At 69.1% G+C, this 15,872-nt stretch carries 14 protein-coding genes; 10 read left to right on the top strand and 4 right to left on the bottom strand.

All coding sequences use genetic code 11. The features are described from left to right. Positions 1-8: 8 nt before the first annotated feature. Positions 9-1,688 carry a long-chain-fatty-acid--CoA ligase FadD2 gene (gene fadD2, locus G6N56_RS19140; RefSeq protein WP_085254650.1) on the bottom strand — a complete coding sequence of 560 codons (1,680 nt, stop codon included), beginning with the start codon at positions 1,686-1,688 and terminating at the stop codon, positions 9-11. Between the two features lie 59 nt (positions 1,689-1,747). Between fadD2 and G6N56_RS19135 the strand changes: the two genes are divergently transcribed. Beyond that, a complete protein-coding gene (locus G6N56_RS19135) occupies positions 1,748-2,986 on the top strand; it encodes a DNA polymerase domain-containing protein (protein WP_085254651.1) in 1,239 nt (412 codons plus the stop codon). A gap of 110 nt (positions 2,987-3,096) precedes the next feature. Here G6N56_RS19135 and G6N56_RS19130 read toward each other — a convergent pair whose 3' ends face one another. Then, the gene (locus G6N56_RS19130) at positions 3,097-4,488 is read right to left on the bottom strand and encodes a NarK family nitrate/nitrite MFS transporter (protein WP_085254652.1); all 1,392 of its coding nucleotides are present in this window, start codon (positions 4,486-4,488) and stop codon (positions 3,097-3,099) included. A gap of 165 nt (positions 4,489-4,653) precedes the next feature. On the opposite strand from G6N56_RS19130, the gene G6N56_RS19125 reads away from it, so the two are divergent. The 9 genes from G6N56_RS19125 (at position 4,654) to G6N56_RS19085 (ending at position 12,886) form a co-directional block, all read left to right on the top strand. After that, positions 4,654-5,238, top strand: a complete 585-nt coding sequence (locus G6N56_RS19125) for an acyl-CoA-like ligand-binding transcription factor (RefSeq protein WP_085254686.1) — start codon at positions 4,654-4,656, stop codon at positions 5,236-5,238. A gap of 56 nt (positions 5,239-5,294) precedes the next feature. Beyond that, positions 5,295-6,299 (top strand): ABC transporter substrate-binding protein, encoded by a 1,005-nt coding sequence (locus G6N56_RS19120; protein WP_085254653.1) that lies wholly within the window; start codon positions 5,295-5,297, stop codon positions 6,297-6,299. Positions 6,300-6,400: 101 nt separating this feature from the next. Continuing rightward, positions 6,401-7,063, top strand: coding sequence for a 5-oxoprolinase subunit B family protein (locus tag G6N56_RS19115; protein WP_085254654.1), 663 nt, complete (start codon positions 6,401-6,403; stop codon positions 7,061-7,063). A 29-nt stretch (positions 7,064-7,092) separates the two neighbouring features. Next, complete coding sequence (locus G6N56_RS19110; protein WP_142280496.1) at positions 7,093-8,010, top strand: 5-oxoprolinase/urea amidolyase family protein; 918 nt, start codon at positions 7,093-7,095, stop codon at positions 8,008-8,010. 10 nt (positions 8,011-8,020) lie between these two features. Continuing rightward, complete coding sequence (locus G6N56_RS19105; protein ID WP_169717517.1) at positions 8,021-8,566, top strand: GNAT family N-acetyltransferase; 546 nt, start codon at positions 8,021-8,023, stop codon at positions 8,564-8,566. 415 nt (positions 8,567-8,981) lie between these two features. Then, on the top strand, positions 8,982-10,379 hold the full coding sequence (locus G6N56_RS19100) for a nitrate/nitrite transporter (protein WP_142280493.1): 1,398 nt from the start codon (positions 8,982-8,984) through the stop codon (positions 10,377-10,379). Between the two features lie 77 nt (positions 10,380-10,456). Further along, positions 10,457-11,614, top strand: a complete 1,158-nt coding sequence (locus tag G6N56_RS19095) for a uroporphyrinogen-III synthase (RefSeq protein ID WP_085254657.1) — start codon at positions 10,457-10,459, stop codon at positions 11,612-11,614. Next, the gene (locus G6N56_RS19090) at positions 11,605-12,405 is read left to right on the top strand and encodes a sirohydrochlorin chelatase (protein WP_085254658.1); all 801 of its coding nucleotides are present in this window, start codon (positions 11,605-11,607) and stop codon (positions 12,403-12,405) included. Before G6N56_RS19095 ends, G6N56_RS19090 begins: the two co-directional genes overlap by 10 nt. Positions 12,406-12,436: 31 nt before the next feature. After that, positions 12,437-12,886, top strand: coding sequence for a TetR/AcrR family transcriptional regulator (locus tag G6N56_RS19085; RefSeq protein WP_085254659.1), 450 nt, complete (start codon positions 12,437-12,439; stop codon positions 12,884-12,886). Here G6N56_RS19085 and nirD read toward each other — a convergent pair. Next, positions 12,883-13,239, bottom strand: coding sequence for a nitrite reductase small subunit NirD (gene nirD, locus G6N56_RS19080; RefSeq protein ID WP_085254660.1), 357 nt, complete (start codon positions 13,237-13,239; stop codon positions 12,883-12,885). The two genes, G6N56_RS19085 and nirD, sit on opposite strands and share 4 nt — an antisense overlap. Next, positions 13,236-15,818 carry a nitrite reductase large subunit NirB gene (gene nirB / locus G6N56_RS19075; RefSeq protein ID WP_085254661.1) on the bottom strand — a complete coding sequence of 861 codons (2,583 nt, stop codon included), beginning with the start codon at positions 15,816-15,818 and terminating at the stop codon, positions 13,236-13,238. The genes nirD and nirB overlap by 4 nt, the downstream gene beginning before the upstream one ends. Positions 15,819-15,872 lie beyond the last annotated feature (54 nt).

Genomic DNA, 15,872 nt, shown 5'->3' with positions numbered 1-15,872 from the left:
CGCCGGAGCTAGTCGACCTCCATCTCGCGCAGCTCGCGCTTGAGGATCTTGCCGGTCGGGTTGCGCGGCAGTTCGTCAAGGAAGACCACTTCCCGCGGCACCTTGTACCGGGCCAAGTGGTCGCGCACGTAGTGCTTGATGGTGTCCTCGTCGACGTCGGAGCCGTCCTTCTTGACCACGAACGCCCGCAGCCGGTGACCCCACTCCTTGTCCTCGACGCCGATGGCCGTCGCCTCGACCACCTCGGGATGCCCGCTGATGAGGTCCTCGACCTCGGCCGGGAAGACGTTCTCGCCGCCCGACACGATCATTTCGTCGTCGCGGCCGCTGACGTAGAGCAGGCCGTGCTCGTCGAAGTAGCCGACATCCCCCGACGACATCAGGCCGTCGATGATCTGCTTGTGGCCGCCGCCGGTGTAGCCCTCGAACGGGAACGCGTTGCCGACGAAGATCCGGCCGACCTCGCCCTGCGGCTTCTCCTTGCCGTTGTCGTCGAGGATCTTGACTTTGACGCCCTTGACGACCGGTCCGACGGTCGCCGCGTTGCGCTCCAGGTCCTGCGGCCCGGCGATGGTGGCGAACGCGATCTCGGTGGAGCCGTACATGTTGTAGATGACCGGGCCCAGGTCCTTCAGGGCACGGCTGGCCAGCTCGGCGCCCAGTTGCGACCCCGAGACGAACACGATCTTCAGGCTGGACAGGTCGGGCCGCTTGTCCATCTTCTCGACCGCGTCCAGGATCCGCGACAGCATGACCGGCACCACCACCATGGCGGTCACCTTGTACTTCTCGATGTCTTCGAGCACGTGCGGCGGCTTGAATTTCCGGCGCAGCACCAGGGTGGAGCCCAGGAACATCGCGATGGTGCCGTGCAGGTAGCCCAGCGCGTGGAACATGGGCGCCGGCAACGAGGTCACCTCGTTGGCCTTGAACGGCACGTGCGAGAGGATGCCGCCGACGGGCGCCAGGGTGGGCGGCGTGCTGCGGTTCGCCCCCTTCGGCGTCCCGGTGGTACCGCTGGTCAAGATGATGATCGACGCGTGCTTGGAAGCTTTCGGGGCCGGCTCCTTGCTACTGCGCTCGATCAGGTCCGCCAGCGTGTCGTCCTTGCTCCCCGAGGGCTCGTCCGAGTCCGGGTTGGTGCCCAGGGCGCGCAGGAAACCCAGCTCCGGCTCGGCTTTGCTGACGGCCTTGGTGTACTCGTCGTCGTAGATGATCAGCCTGGCGCCCTCGCGCTCCGAGACCTCCTTGATCTGCGGTCCCGAGAATTCGCTGTTGAGCAGGATGATGCGGGCGCCCACCCGCGCGGCGCCATAGTTGGCGATGAGGAACCAGCGGGTGTTGCGCGCCAGGATCGCGATCCCGTCGCCGCCCTTGACGCCCATCTCGATCAGGCCGTTGGCCACCGCGTGGGCGGCCTCGTCGAGCTCCCGATAGGTGAACTCGCCCTCTTCGTCGATGCATGCGGCGCGGTCGGGGTGACGCCTTGCGTTGAGCGACGGCAGCATGCCGAACTCGCCCCACTTGTAGATGTCGTTGGCCATCGCGGCGTAGTTCTGCGGCGGCTCCAGCCGGAAGGCGCCCGCCTCGAAGATCTTGCGCACGTAGTGCAATTCGGCTGAGCCGCGCTCGAGGTACTGCTGAACTTTCGCGACAGCCTGCCCCGGCAGGCCGATCAGGTTTGGCATGGGTCCCACCATATGTGACGTCGGTCGCATTACAACTGGTAAGTACCCCCCGACTTACGATGGTGAACATGGCCGGCGCGGATTCGCTGGAGGTGGCCGGACACCGGGTCACCGTCACCCATCCGGACAGAGTGGTGTTCGAGGCCCACGGCGGCGCGCCCCCACGCACCAAGCTCGACTTGGTTCGCTACTACCTCGCCGTCGCCGACGGGGCGCTGCGCGGCGTGGTCGGCCGGCCGATGATCCTCAAGCGCTACGTCAAAGGGATCGCCGAAGAGGCCGTCTTCCAGAAGCGGGCGCCCGCGAACCGGCCGGACTACGTCGGCGTTGCCGAATTACATTACGCGCGAGGGACTTCCGCCGCCGAGGCCGTCGTCCACGACGCCGCGGGGCTGGTGTGGGCGATCAACCTGGGCTGTGTCGACCTCAACCCCCATCCGGTGCTGGCCACCGACCTCGACCACCCCGACGAGCTTCGCGTCGACCTCGACCCCATGCCGGGCGTCACCTGGCGCGACATCGTGGACGTGGCGCTGGTCGCTCGCGAGGTGCTGGAGGACTACGGCCTGGTCGCGTGGCCGAAGACGTCCGGCTCGCGCGGCTTTCACATCTATGCACGCATCGCCCCGCGCTGGACGTTCCGGCAGGTGCGGTTGGCCGCCCAGACCGTCGCGCGGGAGGTCGAGCGCCGCGCGCCCGACGCGGCCACCAGCCGCTGGTGGAAGGAGGAGCGCGAAGGCGTGTTCGTCGACTTCAACCAGAACGCCAAGGACCGCACCGTCGCGTCGGCGTACTCGGTACGCGCCACCCCGGACGCCCGGGTCTCGACCCCGCTGCGCTGGGAGGAGGTGACCGACCGCCGGCCCGAGGAGTTCACCATGGACACGGTGCCGGGCCGCTTCGCCCAGATCGGCGACCCGTGGGCGGGGATGGACGCCGCGGTCGGCGACCTCGACCGGTTGCTGGTGCTGGCCGAGGAAATGGGGCCCCCGGAACGGGCGCCGAGGGGATCCGGCGAACGCACCGACGGCCGGCGCCAGTCTGTGATGCCGCTGATCGAGATTGCCCGCACCAAGACCCGGGGCGAGGCGATGGCGGCGCTCGACACTTGGCGCGGCCGCTACCCCGCGGCCGCCGACCGGCTGCACCCGGCCGACGTCCTGGTCGACGGCATGCGCGGGCCCAGCTCGATCTGGTACCGGATCCGGATCAACCTGCAGCACGTGCCGGCCGACGAGCGACCGCCGCAGGAAGAGCTGATCGCCGACTACAGCCCGTGGGAGGGGTACCGGCGCTAACCTGCTTCTTTGGCGTGACCTGCCTCTTTCGCGTCCGTATTGCCGTGGTGGTCGCGATCTGCGTCAAACCACGACCCTCAGCTCGATCTCGGCGGAGGACCACCACCGCACTAGACGGTGATCCTGCCTTTGCGCAGGTAGCACGCCCAGGTCACGACGAGCAGGGCGACGAAGAACCCGACATAGAACCGCAGCGCGGGCTCGATGCTGCCGAACTGCGACTTCGACCAGGCATAGGCCAGGGGCACGATGAAGCCGCCGAAGGCGCCGACCGACGAGATGACGCCCAGCGCGCCGGCGGCCTGGCGGCGCATGTGCACCATCGTGTCCGGGTCGCCGCCGGCGAGCTCGCCCTTGATCGCGAAGATCCGCGAGATCATCCGGTACGTCGACCCGTTGCCGATGCCGGTGGCGACGAACAAGAACATGAAGCTGGCGAAGAAGACCGGCAGGTTCTTGGCGTTGACCGACCACAGCGCGGCCGCCGCGCCCATGGCGAGCATGACGAAACTGACGGCGGTGATGCGCGCGCCGCCGATCCGGTCGGCGAGCTTGCCGCCCACGGGCCGGATGACCGAACCGATGCCGGCACCCAGGAACGCCCAGGTCAGGGCGATATCACCGCGGCCGAAGACGGTCTTGAGCAGCGTCGGGAAGGCGGCCGAGTACCCGATGAACGACCCGAAGGTGCCGATGTACAGCAGCGACATGATCCAGGTGTCGGCATGCCGCAGCGACTGCCACACCGGCTTCACGTCCGCCTTCGCCTCGGTGAGGTTGTTCATGAACAGGAAGGCGCACACCGCGGCGACGACTGCCAGCGGCACGTAGAAGAGCCCGGCGCGTGACAGCGCGATCCCTCCCCCGGCGACCACGATCGTCGGGATGACCTTCTGCACGACCGCCACGCCGATGTTGCCGCCGGCCGCATTGAGTCCGAGCGCCCAGCCCTTGTCCTTCTCCGGGTAGAAGAACGAGATGTTGGCCATCGACGAGGCGAAGTTGCCACCTCCGAAGCCGGCGGTCGCCGCGATCACCAGCAGCACCCCGAACGGGATGCCGGGATGGCTCACCGCCCAGGCCAGCAGCAGGCACGGGACGAGCAGCAACACCGCCGAGATCGTGGTCCAGTTGCGGCCGCCGAACACGGGGACCGCGAAGGTGTACGGCAGCCGCAGGAGGGCCCCGACACCGCTGGGGACGGCGACCAGGCACAGGGCCTGGCTGGCCGACAGCGCCCACCCGGACGCCGACGGGTGAGCGGGATGCCCCGGGGCAACGACGGCCGTCATGTGGACCACCACGATGCTCCACAACATCCACACGCTGAACCCGACGTGCTCGGCGAAGATGGAGAAGATCAGGTTGCGCCGCGCGATCGGCTTGCCGGTCGTCTCCCAGAACGCGGGATCCTCGGGGCGCCAGTCGTCGATCCAGTGCCCTCCCCTGGGCCGCTCGCGCGGCGGCGCCGGCTGGGTAACCGGGCTGGTCGTGGTCGTCATTCTGGCTGCCCCCTATGGTGCGTGCGCTGACCACTCGACACTAAGGACACCCTGTTACCGGGCTGGGTGTGCGCAGTTACACCGCGAATACCAAGAGATCGCAACCGTCCGCGGACCACTGTCAGAAAGATTTCCGTGTGGGACGGGGGCTGGGAGAATGGCCGCATGCAGGCGACCGAGGCGCCCCTGGGTCTGCGGGAGCGCAAGAAGATCCGAACCCGCCAGGCGATCCGGCGCGAGGCGTTCCGCCTCTTCGATGCCAACGGCTACGCGGCGACCACCGTCGAACAGATCGCCGACGCCGCCGAGGTGTCGCCCAGCACATTCTTCCGGTACTTCCCCACCAAGGAGTCGCTGCTGCTGGCCGACGACCTGGACCCGCTGATCCTGGAAGCGTTCCGGTCGCAGCCCGCCCACCTGACCCCGAGCCAGGCCATCCGCCGCGCCTACGAGACGACGATGGCCGGCTTGTCGCCGGAGCAGCAAGAGTTCGAGAACACCCGGCAGCGGCTGATCTTCTCCATCCCGGAACTCAAGGCCGCCCTCTACGACGAGTACTACCGCACCGTCACCGTCATGGCTGAGGCGATCGGGGCCCGAATCGGCCGAGCCGCAGACGATTTCGAGGTCCGGGTGTTTGTCGGGGCGATGGTCGGCGCCATGATGGCGGCCTACGACAGCGCGCCAAAGACGGCCGGCACCATTTTCCGCGCCCTGGACTTCCTCGACGCCGGCATGCCGCTGGGATGAGCGGGAAAACCGCGCGGCGGCGCAGGTCGGGTCCCGGGACGCGATAATCTCACGCGATGCAGGGATGGAATCGACGGAGATTCTTGCAGCTGGCAGGGGCCGCCGGGGTCGCGGGCATCACCGGGTTGTCCGGTTCGGCCGCAGCGTGTTCGTCGCGCAAGCCCGACGCGAGCGCCGCGGGCTCAGGGTCCGTGACGATCACGCACCTCTTCGGCGAAACCGTCGTCAAACAGGCGCCCAAACGCGTGGTCAGCGCCGGCTACACCGAGCAGGACGACCTGCTCGCGGTGGGCGTGGTGCCGATCGCCGTCACCAACTGGTTCGGCGACCAGCCGTTCGCGGTGTGGCCGTGGGCCCAGCCCAAGCTCGGCGGGGCACAGCCGGTGGTGCTGAGCCTCGACAACGGGATTCCCGTCGACCAGATCGCCGGGCTCAAGCCCGATTTGATCGTGGCGGTGAACGCCGGCCTGGATGCCGACACCTACCAGAAGCTGTCCGCGATCGCCCCGACCATCGCGCAGTCAGACGGCGACGCGTTCTTCGAGCCGTGGAAGGAGCAGGCCACCGCCGTCGGCCAGGCCGTGTTCCAGGCCGACCAGATGAAGTCGCTGATCGCGGCCGTCGACCAGAGGTTCGCCGATGTCTCGGCGAAGAATCCGCAGTGGAAGGGCAAGAAGGCGCTGCTGATGCAGGGCACGCTGTTTCAGGGCACCGTGGTGGCGACGCTGGCGGGCTGGCGGACGGACTTCCTCAACCAGATGGGCCTGGTGATCGCCGACAGCATCAAGCAGTTCGGCACCGATCACCGCGCCGTCATCCCGCGGGACCAGGTGAAGACGGTGCTCGATTCGGCCGACGTGCTCATCTGGACCACCGAGAACCCCGACGACCAGAAGGCGTTGCTGGCCGACCCCGACGTGGCGGCGTCGCAGGCCACCGCCCAGAACCGCCACATCTTCACCAGCAAGGACCAGGCCGGCGCGATCGCATTCGCGTCCCCGCTGAGCTACCCCGTGGTCGCCGATCAACTGCCCCCGCTGATCGGCAAGATCCTGGGGTAGGCCGGGCTGGTTTGAGCGTTCGGTAAGGCACCTCTGGCAGTGCTCGAAAATCTGTCGGGAATCCCTCCCGCCTGCCCCGACCCCGAGGTTACCGTCGAGTAATGAGCGTGACCGGTGCTCCCGTCGAACTGCCGACCGACCTGGTCGGAAACACCGTCCTGGATTACGGCGACCGAGCACTGATGCTGCAGTGCGGCAGCACCGCCGAGGTGCTGGGCTGGGTGGCGGCGCTGCGGGACGCCGCCCTGCCGGGGGTCGTCGACATCGTCCCGGCCGCCCGCACGGTGCTGGTCAAGCTCGACACCCCCCGTTCTCAGGGCGTCATCCGTCGGAGGCTCCGCACCATGCGGGTGGGCGCCGACGAGACCGCCCCCGCCGGACGGGGCGCCGACGTGGTGATCGGCGTGGTCTACGACGGCCCGGACCTCGTCGAGGTCGCGGACCACACCGGCCTGACGACCGACCAGGTGATCGACGCCCACACCGCGACACTGTGGCGCGTCGGGTTCAGCGGTTTTGCACCGGGCTTCGCGTACCTGGTCGACGGCGACGCGCGGCTGCGGGTGCCGCGCCGCGCCGAGCCGCGCACCTCCGTACCGGCCGGATCGGTGGGCCTCGCCGGTGAATTCAGCGCCGTCTACCCACGCCGGTCGCCCGGCGGCTGGCAGCTGATCGGCCGCACCGACGCGGCACTGTGGGACCTGGGCCGATCGGATCCCGCGCTGCTGACGCAGGGCATGTGGGTACGGTTCCGGGCCGTCTGAGAGAGGAGATCGCCGTGAGCCACCCGGACATCAGCCTGGAGATCCTGCGCACCGGACCGTTCGCGGTGGTCGAGGACCTCGGCCGGCCGGGCCTGGCGCACCTCGGCGTCGGTGAGTCCGGGGCCGCCGACCGCCGCGCGCACCGGCTGGCCAACCGGCTGGTCGCAAACCCCGACGACTGGGCCACCGTCGAGGTGACGTTCGGTGGATTCGCGGCGCGGGTCCGCGGCGGCGACGTCGACATCGCGGTCACCGGCGCCGACACGGACCCCACCGTCAACGGAGTCAAGTTCGGCACCAACAGCATTCACCGAGTGCGCGACGGCCAGCTGATCGCGCTGGGGACCCCGCGTGCGGGACTGCGCTCCTACCTGGCGGTGCGCGGCGGCATCTGCGTGCCACCCGTGCTGGGCTCGCGCAGCTACGACGTGATGTCGGCGATCGGCCCGGCGCCGCTGCGGCCGGGCGACCGGCTGCCGGTGGGCGAACACACCGACGCCTATCCCGAGCTGGACCAGGCGCCGGTGGCCGCCATTCCCGGCGACGTCGTCGAGCTGTCGGCGGTGCCCGGGCCACGGGACGACTGGTTCGTCGACCCCGACGCGCTGGTGCACACGGACTGGGTGGCGTCCGACCGCAGCGACCGGGTGGGGATGCGGCTGGTGGGCCGCGCGCTGCAGTACCGCTACCCGGACCGGCAGCTCCCCAGCGAGGGCGCCACCCGGGGAGCAATTCAGGTGCCGCCCAACGGTTTACCGGTAATCCTCGGGCCCGACCACCCCCTCACCGGCGGTTATCCCGTCGTCGGGGTGGTGGTCGACGATGACGTGGACCGGATGGCCCAGGTGCGGCCCGGCCAGCGGGTGCGGCTGCACTGGGCACGACCCCGCACACCCGTGGTCGCCGGCGCCCGTGCGGGGGCCGGTCCCGGCGCGCCCGCCTGGTAGAAAGACGAGGGTGAGCTCACCAGTGCACACCGCCCGCCTGGTGCACACCGCCGACCTCGATGCCGAGACCCGGCAACGCGCGCACGAGATGGTCACCACGGCGTTCGCCGGCGAGTTCACCGACGACGACTGGGAGCATGCACTGGGCGGCATGCACGCCCTCATCTGGCAGCACGGAGCGATCATCGCCCACGCCGCGGTGGTGCAGCGGCGCTTGATCCACTGCGGGCGCGCGCTGCGCTGCGGCTACGTCGAGGCGGTCGCCGTCCGGGAGGACGCCCGCGGCCAGGGCCTGGCGCATGCCCTGCTCGACGCCATCGAACAAGTCATTCGTGGCGCCTATGAGATCGGCGCCGCCAGTGCGTCGACCGCCGGCCGCCGCGTATACGCGGCCCGCGGGTGGCCGCCCTGGACGGGTCCCACCTGGGTGCTGGCGCCCGGCGGGGCGGCCCGCACACCCGACGACGACGGCTCGGTTTTCGTCCTGCCGGTCGGGATCACCCCCGACACCTCCGGCGAGTTGATGTGCGACTGGCGCGGCGGTGACGTGTGGTGAGTCGGGAGCGCAATCGCATTGATGCCGAATCACAATTCGGTGGCGCCATTTTGCCAAACACGATGTTGTGCAGGTCACACCGAATAATGGTTCGGCCCGAAATCATCTGCGCCCAGCGCGTTTTCTTCTCGGAGAACCGATCCCGGCCGGCCGTATCGGCCAAACCGATTGCCCTTCAGGGATTTGCCAGATAACTCAGATTCAACTGACAGGCGATCCGGGCCGAATCCAGTTGACGGGGTTCCATTTCAAATGTGAGCATCGAAATGTACGGCGGGGCACGCCTCTTGCTGCGGGGCACCGCATCGCGCCCACGCTCTCAACCACTTTCGCTGGTTTCGTTGCGGATGGCGGCGGGGAGCATCCGCGAAGCCCCGGTGACATGGTCAACCCGTCGACGAAAGGTGAGGATCCCATGGGCCGCAACCACCGCATCACGGACTGGAATCCGGACGACGCGGCGGCCTGGGAGGCCGGCAACAAGGACATCGCCCGTCGCAACCTGCTCTGCACGGTGGCCGCCGACCACGTCGCCTTCTCGATCTGGACGCTGTGGCCCGTGATGGCGCTGTTCATGCCGGAGAACGTCTACGGCTTCTCGGCCGGCGACAAGCTGCTGCTGGGCGCGGTGGCCACCCTGGTCGGCGGCTGCGCGCGCATTCCTTACACGCTGGGCATCGCCGCGTTCGGCGGCCGCAACTGGACCACTGTCTCGGCCTTCGTGCTGTTGATCCCCACCGCCGGCACCATCGTCCTGCTGGCCAATCCCGGGCTGCCCCTGTGGCTTTACCTGCTGTGTGCGGCGCTCACCGGGCTGGGCGGCGGGAATTACGCCGCCTCGCTGGCCAACGTCAACGCGTTCTACCCCGAGCGACTCAAGGGGGCGGCGCTGGCGGTCAACGCCGGCGTCGGCAACCTCGGCGTCGCGGTGATCCAGCTGGTCGGACTGCTGGTGCTCGCCACCGCCGGCCACGAGGCGCCGTACTGGGTGTGCGCGGTCTACCTGGTCCTGCTGGCCGTCGTCGGTGTCGCGGCGGCCCTGTTCATGGACGACGTCCATCACGGCACCGAGCTCACCACCATGCGGTCCATCCTGTTCGAGCGCGACACCTACGTCATCTCGCTGCTGTACATCTGCACCTTCGGCTCGTGGATCGGCTTCTCGTTCGCCTTCGGGCAGGTGATGCAGGTCAACTTCCTGGCCAACGGCGAAAGCGCCAAGCACGCGGCGCTGCACGCCGCGCAGATCGCCTTCATCGGGCCGCTGCTGGGTTCACTCGCCCGGATCTACGGCGGCAGGCTGGCCGACCGCAAGGGCGGCAGCCGCGTGACGCTGGGGGTGCTGGCCGGCATGATCCTGGCCGCCGGGCTCCTGGTCACCATCAGCACCTTCGACGGACATGACGCCGGTGCCCGCTCGACCAGCATGATCGGCTACGTCACCGGCTTCATGGTGCTTTTCGTGCTGTCCGGCATGGGCAACGGATCGGTGTTCAAGATGATCCCGTCGGTGTATCAGGCGCGCAGCCGCGCGCTGGACGGCAGCGAGTCCGAACGCCGCCAGTGGTCCCGCGCGAAGTCGGGATCGCTCATCGGCATCTGCTCCGCCGTCGGCGCGCTCGGCGGCGTGGGAATCAACCTGGCACTGCGCCAGTCCTACCTCAGCACCGGCACCGAGACGTCGGCGTATTGGATGTTCTTGGCGTCGTACGTAGTCGCCGCCGCCTTGACCTGGACGCTCTACGCGCGGCGCCCCACCCCCGCGCCGGGCCTGTCGGGACGCATTATCGACACCGAGCCCGTGCGGGTGTGATGGTGTTGGAAACAGGGGCAATACGGCGGCAATTGCCGGGTAACGCATCCGAAACGTGCCAGGCATACACAGGTCATATGGGGGCCGAGCAGCCGAAACCGGCGCCGTTGACCGGTTACCGCATCGCGGTGACCTCGGCTCGGCGGGCTGAGGAGTTGTGCGCGCTCCTGAGCCGCCACGGGGCCGAGGTCTGCAGCGCACCCGCGATCAACATGATCGCGCTACCCGACGACGACGAATTGCACAGCCACACCGAGGCTTTGATCGCCGAGCCGCCCGACATCCTGGTAGCCCACACGGGGATCGGCTTCCGCGGCTGGCTGGCCGCCGCCGAGGGGTGGGGGCTGGCGAATCCCCTCCTCGCATCGCTGTCGTCGGCCCGGATCGTGTCGCGCGGGCCGAAGGCGACCGGCGCGCTGCGCGCCGCCGGCCTGCACGAGGAGTGGTCCCCCGACTCCGAATCCTCTCACGAAGTGCTGGAATACCTGCTGGACTCTGGTGTGTCGGGAATGCGGATCGCCATCCAGCTGCACGGGGCCGCGGACGCATGGGACCCCTTCCCGGAGTTCCTCGGGGGGCTGCGCGCCGCCGGGGCAAAAGTGGTACCCCTCCGGGTCTACCGTTGGAAGCCAACGCCTTTGGGTGGCGACTTTGACCAGCTGGTCTCGGGGATCGCACGGCGGCAATTCGACGCCGTCACCTTCACGTCGGCGCCCGCCGCGGCGGCCGTGCTCGAACGCAGCCGGCAGCTCGACATCGAGAACCCGCTCCTGCAGGCGCTGCGCACCGACGTACACGCGATGTGCGTCGGCCCGGTGACCTCCAAACCGCTGATCCGCAAAGGCGTTCCCACCTCGTCGCCCGAGCGCATGCGGCTGGGGGCGCTGGCCCGGCACATCGCCGAGGAGCTGCCGCTGCTGGGATCGTGCACGGTCGAGGCTGCCGGCCACACCGTCGACATCCGCGGGACGTGCGTGCTGGTCGACGGGTCGATCAAGCTGCTGTCCCCGTCCGGCATGGCGGTGTTGCGCGCGCTGGCGCAGCGGCCCGGATCCGTCGTCGCCCGCAACGACCTGTTACGGGTGCTGCCCGGCAACAGCAACGACCCACACGCGGTCGACACGGCCGTGCTCCGGCTGCGAACAGCGTTGGGCGACAAGAACATTGTCGCGACGGTGGTCAAGCGCGGCTACCGGCTCGCGATCGACGACCCGACTGGTTACCCATGGCACTGATCCTGGCCGCGCACGGCACCCGCAGGCCGGGCGGCGTCGCGATGATCGGAGACCTCGCGGCGCGCGTCGGCGCCACGCTCGGCCGCTCCGTCCACGTAGCGTTCGTCGACGTGCTCGGGCCCACGCCCAGCGACGTCCTGGCTCAGGCCGATCCCGGCCAGCCGGCGATCCTGGTGCCGGCGTTCCTGTCCCGCGGCTACCACGTGCGGGCCGACTTGCCCGCGCACGTCGCGGCGAGCGGACACCCGAACGTCGTGATGACCCCCGCGCTGGGCCCCGACGGGCAGATCGCCCGGATCGTCGGCGACCAACTGATCCAATGCGGTTGGCGCCCGGGCGATTCCGTGATCCTCGGGGCGGCCGGCACGACGGACCCGCTTGCGCGCGCGGACCTGCACGTCACCGCCACGACGCTGTCCGCGCTGGTGGGATCGCGGGTGCGGCTGGGGTTCGCGGCGACGGGCGATCCGCACATCGGCGAGGCGGTCGCCGCCGCGCGGCGCGAGGGCGCGCGGCGCGTCGTCGTGGCCTCATACCTGCTGGCGGACGGGCTGTTTCAGGAACGATTGCGCGCCTGCGGCGCCGACCTGGTCAGCGAGCCACTGGGCATCCACCCCGGCCTGCCGCGGCTGCTCGCCAATCGGTTCCGGCGGGCCGCGCCCGGGCCGGTGGCGGCGCGGCATGCGACCCGCCGGCCCAGCCGGCGGCGCGCTCAGGGCCCACACGCGCTACCGAGTTCCGCGTCGCATGCGGTCGCCGTGTCGGGGCGCGCCGACGTCCGTGACGCTTGATCTTTGATCCCATCCGGGCAATCCTGGCACCATGGCCCGCCGCGAAGAGCCGTCGCACGGCATCTTTGATCCGGTCGCGAAGATGCTGCGGTTGCCGTTCGGCACACCGGAGTTCATCGACCGCATCGTCACCGGAGGGGTCAACCAGGCGGGACGCCGTACCCTGCACATGCTGATCACCACGTGGGACGCCGCCGGAGGCGGACCTTTCGCCGCCAGCGCCGTCGCGTCCACGGGAATGGCCAAGACCGCCGAAGTGGTGCAAAGCATGTTCATCGGACCGGTTTTCGGGCCGCTGCTCAAGATGCTGGGCGCCGACAAGGTTGCCGTGCGGGCGTCGCTATGCGCTTCCCAGCTCGTGGGTCTGGGCATCATGCGCTACGGCGTTCGCTCCGAACCCCTGCATTCGATGTCGGTGGACGCGCTCGTCGATGCCATCGGTCCGACGATGCAGCGCTACCTCGTGGGCGATATCGGCTAGCCGGCGATCCGGCCGACCTGGACCAACCCGTCGGCGGTGACGCGCGCCGGGTACACCGGTACCGAGAAGCTCGGATCGTCGAGGCACTCACCGTCTTCGAGCGAGAACGCCTGCTTGAGGATCGGCGATTGCACCGTCATCCGGCCACCGCGGTCACCCACGATCCCGCGCGAGAGCACCGCCGCGCCGGAGAACGGGTCGATGTTGCCGACCGCGTGCACCGAGCCGTCGTCCAGCCGGAACAAGGCCGCCTGAGAACCGTCGTCGAGGAGCACGCCGACCCCCCGGCCCGGGATCAGGCGGTCGTACTCGCAGGCCGTCGTCCACACCTGAATGTCGTTGAGAAGCGTCATGATTCCTCCCCAATTCGGGCCGCCCGCATGCGCGGCATGCCAATGGACACCGGGATCTTGCGACCGGCGTGCTCGGTGAACGCCACCGTCGAATCGACCTCGCCCGGGGCGTTGACGAAGGACACGAACCGCGACAACTTGTCCGGGTCGTCGAGCACGCCCTTCCACTCGCACTTGTAGTTCCGCACGTGCCGCTCCATGGCGGCCTCGAATTCCTCGGCCAGGCCCAGCGAGTCCTCGCACACCACCTCGCGCACGTGATCCAGCCCGCCCTCGAGCGAATCGACCCAGGGCGCCGTGCGCTGCAGCCGGTCCGCGGTCCGGATGTAGTACATGACGAACCGGTCGACATAGCGCACCAGCGTTTCGGTGTCCAAGTCGCTGGCCAGCAGCTGCGCATGCTTGGGCGTCATGCCGCCGTTGCCGCCGACGTAGAGGTTCCACCCCTTTTCGGTCGCGATGACGCCGACGTCCTTGCCGCGCGCCTCGGCGCACTCGCGCGCGCAGCCCGAGACGCCCATCTTGATCTTGTGCGGCGCCCGCAGGCCGCGGTACCGCAGCTCCAGGTCGATGGCGAGCTGCACCGAATCCTGCTGGCCGTAGCGGCACCAGTCGGTGCCGACGCAGCTCTTCACGGTGCGCAGCGCCTTGCCGTAGGCGTGGCCGGATTCCATGCCGCCGTCGACCAGCCGCCGCCAGATCTCCGGCAGCTGGTCCACCCGTGCGCCGAACATGTCGATCCGCTGGCCGCCGGTGATCTTGGTGTACAAGCCGAAGTCCTGGGCGATCTGGCCGATCAGGATCAGGTGCTCGGGTTTGATGTCACCGCCGGGCACCCGCGGCACCACCGAATAGCTGCCGTTCTTCTGGATGTTCGCCAGGAAGTGGTCGTTGGAATCCTGCAGCGAGGCCTGCTCGCCCTCGAGAATGTGGTCCGAACCGGTGGAGGCCAGGATGGACGCGACGACGGGTTTGCAGATGTCGCAACCCTTTCCGCGGCCGAAGCGCTCCAGCAGGCCGGAGAAGGTGCGGATCTCGGTGGCTGAGATGATCTCGAAGAGCTCCGCACGCGACTGAGCGAAGTGCTCGCACAGCGCCTTCGACTGCTCGACGCCTTCGGCTTCCAGCAGCTGCTTGAGCAGCGGCACACACGATCCGCAGGACGTGCCGGCCGCCGTGCACGACTTGAGCGAGGGCACGTCGGCGCAGCCGTCGGCGATCGCACACTTCAGGTCGCCCTTGGTGACGTTGTTGCACGAGCAGATCTGCGCCGAATCCGGCAGCGCGCCGACGCCCAGTGCCGGAGCCTCGCCGGAGATCGGAGCGATCAGCGCGAGCGGATCCCCCGGCAGCTCGCTGCCGACCATGGGCCGCAGCACCCCGTACGACGAGGCGTCGCCCACCAGGACGCCGCCCAGCAGCGTCTTGGCGTCGTCGGAGAGCACCAACTTGGCGTAGGTCCGCTTCACCGCGTCATTGATGGCGACCTCGAGGCAGTTGTCCGTCGTCCCCATCGCGTCGCCGAAGCTCGCCACGTCGACGCCCAGCAGCTTGAGCTTCGTCGACATGTCGGCCTCGCCGAATTCGGCGGCGCCGCCCAGCAGGCGGTCGGCCACCACCTCGGCCGAGGTGTAACCGGGGCCGACCAGGCCGTAGCAGCGACCCCCGATCGCGGCCACCTCACCGACCGCGTAGATGTCGGGATCGCTTGTGCGGCAGGTCAGGTCGGTGAGCACGCCACCCCTCGGGGCGAGCTCCAGTCCCGCGGCCTTCGCCAGCTCGTCGCGCGGCCGGATGCCGGCCGCGAAGATCACCAGGCCAGCATCGATGACCTCGCCGCCGGTCAGGCGGACCTGCACCGACGTCGTGTCGTCGGAGTCCCCGACTGTTTCGATCGATTCGGTGCCCGCCCCCACGTGCACCGCGATCCCCAGCTCGGACACCATCCGAGCCAACAGCGCGCCGCCGGCCTCGTCGATCTGCTGGGCCATCAATCGGGGCATCATCTCGACCACGTGCGTCTGTAAGCCGAACTGGCGCAAGGCGTTAGCGGCCTCCAGCCCGAGCAGCCCGCCGCCGATGACGACACCGGCGGGGGTCCGACCGGCCTGCACCGTGCGCAGGGCGTCGGCGCGGATGGCGTCGAGGTCGTCCAGCGTGCGGTAGACGTGGCACGCCGGCAGGTCGTGGCCGGGCACCGGCGGCACGAACGCGTAGGACCCGGTGGCCAGCACCAGGGCGTCGTATTCGTGCCGCTGGCCGTCGGCGGTGACCACCGACTTCGCCTCGCGATCTATTTCCGTGACGCGCATGTTCAAGACCAACCGGACGCGTTCGTCACCCTCGTAGTCGTTGCCCGGCAGCGCCAGCAGGCTGCGATCCCAGCTCTCGGTGTAGGAGGTCAGCCCCACGCGGTCGTAGGCCGCGTCGGCCTCCTCGGCAAAAACCGTGATGCGCCATGACCCCCCGTTGTCGCGGGCGCGCAGCGCCTCGACCAACCGGTGACCCACCATGCCGTGGCCGACTACGATGATGTGACGGACCGCACAGTGGGCGCGCGAAATCCCGTCTGTCGCCATGGAATTGAGGGTAGGCGCCAGAAATTAACGCGGTTTCGCCCAATGTGACGCTCG

Origin of the sequence: Mycobacterium saskatchewanense, assembly GCF_010729105.1 — a bacterium.
GTDB classification, from domain to species: domain Bacteria; phylum Actinomycetota; class Actinomycetes; order Mycobacteriales; family Mycobacteriaceae; genus Mycobacterium; species Mycobacterium saskatchewanense.
The sequence above is the reverse complement of the archived record's forward strand: the minus strand, read 5'-3'. Positions and strand labels throughout refer to the sequence as shown.

Coding starts and splice junctions, on each gene's coding strand:
- nirD (WP_085254660.1), bottom strand. CDS start 13,239: ATGACGCTTCTCAACGACATTCAGGTGTGGACGACGGCCTGCGAGTAC.
- G6N56_RS19090 (WP_085254658.1), top strand. CDS start 11,605: ATGGCACTGATCCTGGCCGCGCACGGCACCCGCAGGCCGGGCGGCGTC.
- G6N56_RS19100 (WP_142280493.1), top strand. CDS start 8,982: ATGGGCCGCAACCACCGCATCACGGACTGGAATCCGGACGACGCGGCG.
- G6N56_RS19120 (WP_085254653.1), top strand. CDS start 5,295: ATGCAGGGATGGAATCGACGGAGATTCTTGCAGCTGGCAGGGGCCGCC.
- fadD2 (WP_085254650.1), bottom strand. CDS start 1,688: ATGCCAAACCTGATCGGCCTGCCGGGGCAGGCTGTCGCGAAAGTTCAG.
- nirB (WP_085254661.1), bottom strand. CDS start 15,818: ATGGCGACAGACGGGATTTCGCGCGCCCACTGTGCGGTCCGTCACATC.
- G6N56_RS19125 (WP_085254686.1), top strand. CDS start 4,654: ATGCAGGCGACCGAGGCGCCCCTGGGTCTGCGGGAGCGCAAGAAGATC.
- G6N56_RS19085 (WP_085254659.1), top strand. CDS start 12,437: ATGGCCCGCCGCGAAGAGCCGTCGCACGGCATCTTTGATCCGGTCGCG.
- G6N56_RS19135 (WP_085254651.1), top strand. CDS start 1,748: ATGGTGAACATGGCCGGCGCGGATTCGCTGGAGGTGGCCGGACACCGG.
- G6N56_RS19115 (WP_085254654.1), top strand. CDS start 6,401: ATGAGCGTGACCGGTGCTCCCGTCGAACTGCCGACCGACCTGGTCGGA.
- G6N56_RS19130 (WP_085254652.1), bottom strand. CDS start 4,488: ATGACGACCACGACCAGCCCGGTTACCCAGCCGGCGCCGCCGCGCGAG.
- G6N56_RS19095 (WP_085254657.1), top strand. CDS start 10,457: ATGGGGGCCGAGCAGCCGAAACCGGCGCCGTTGACCGGTTACCGCATC.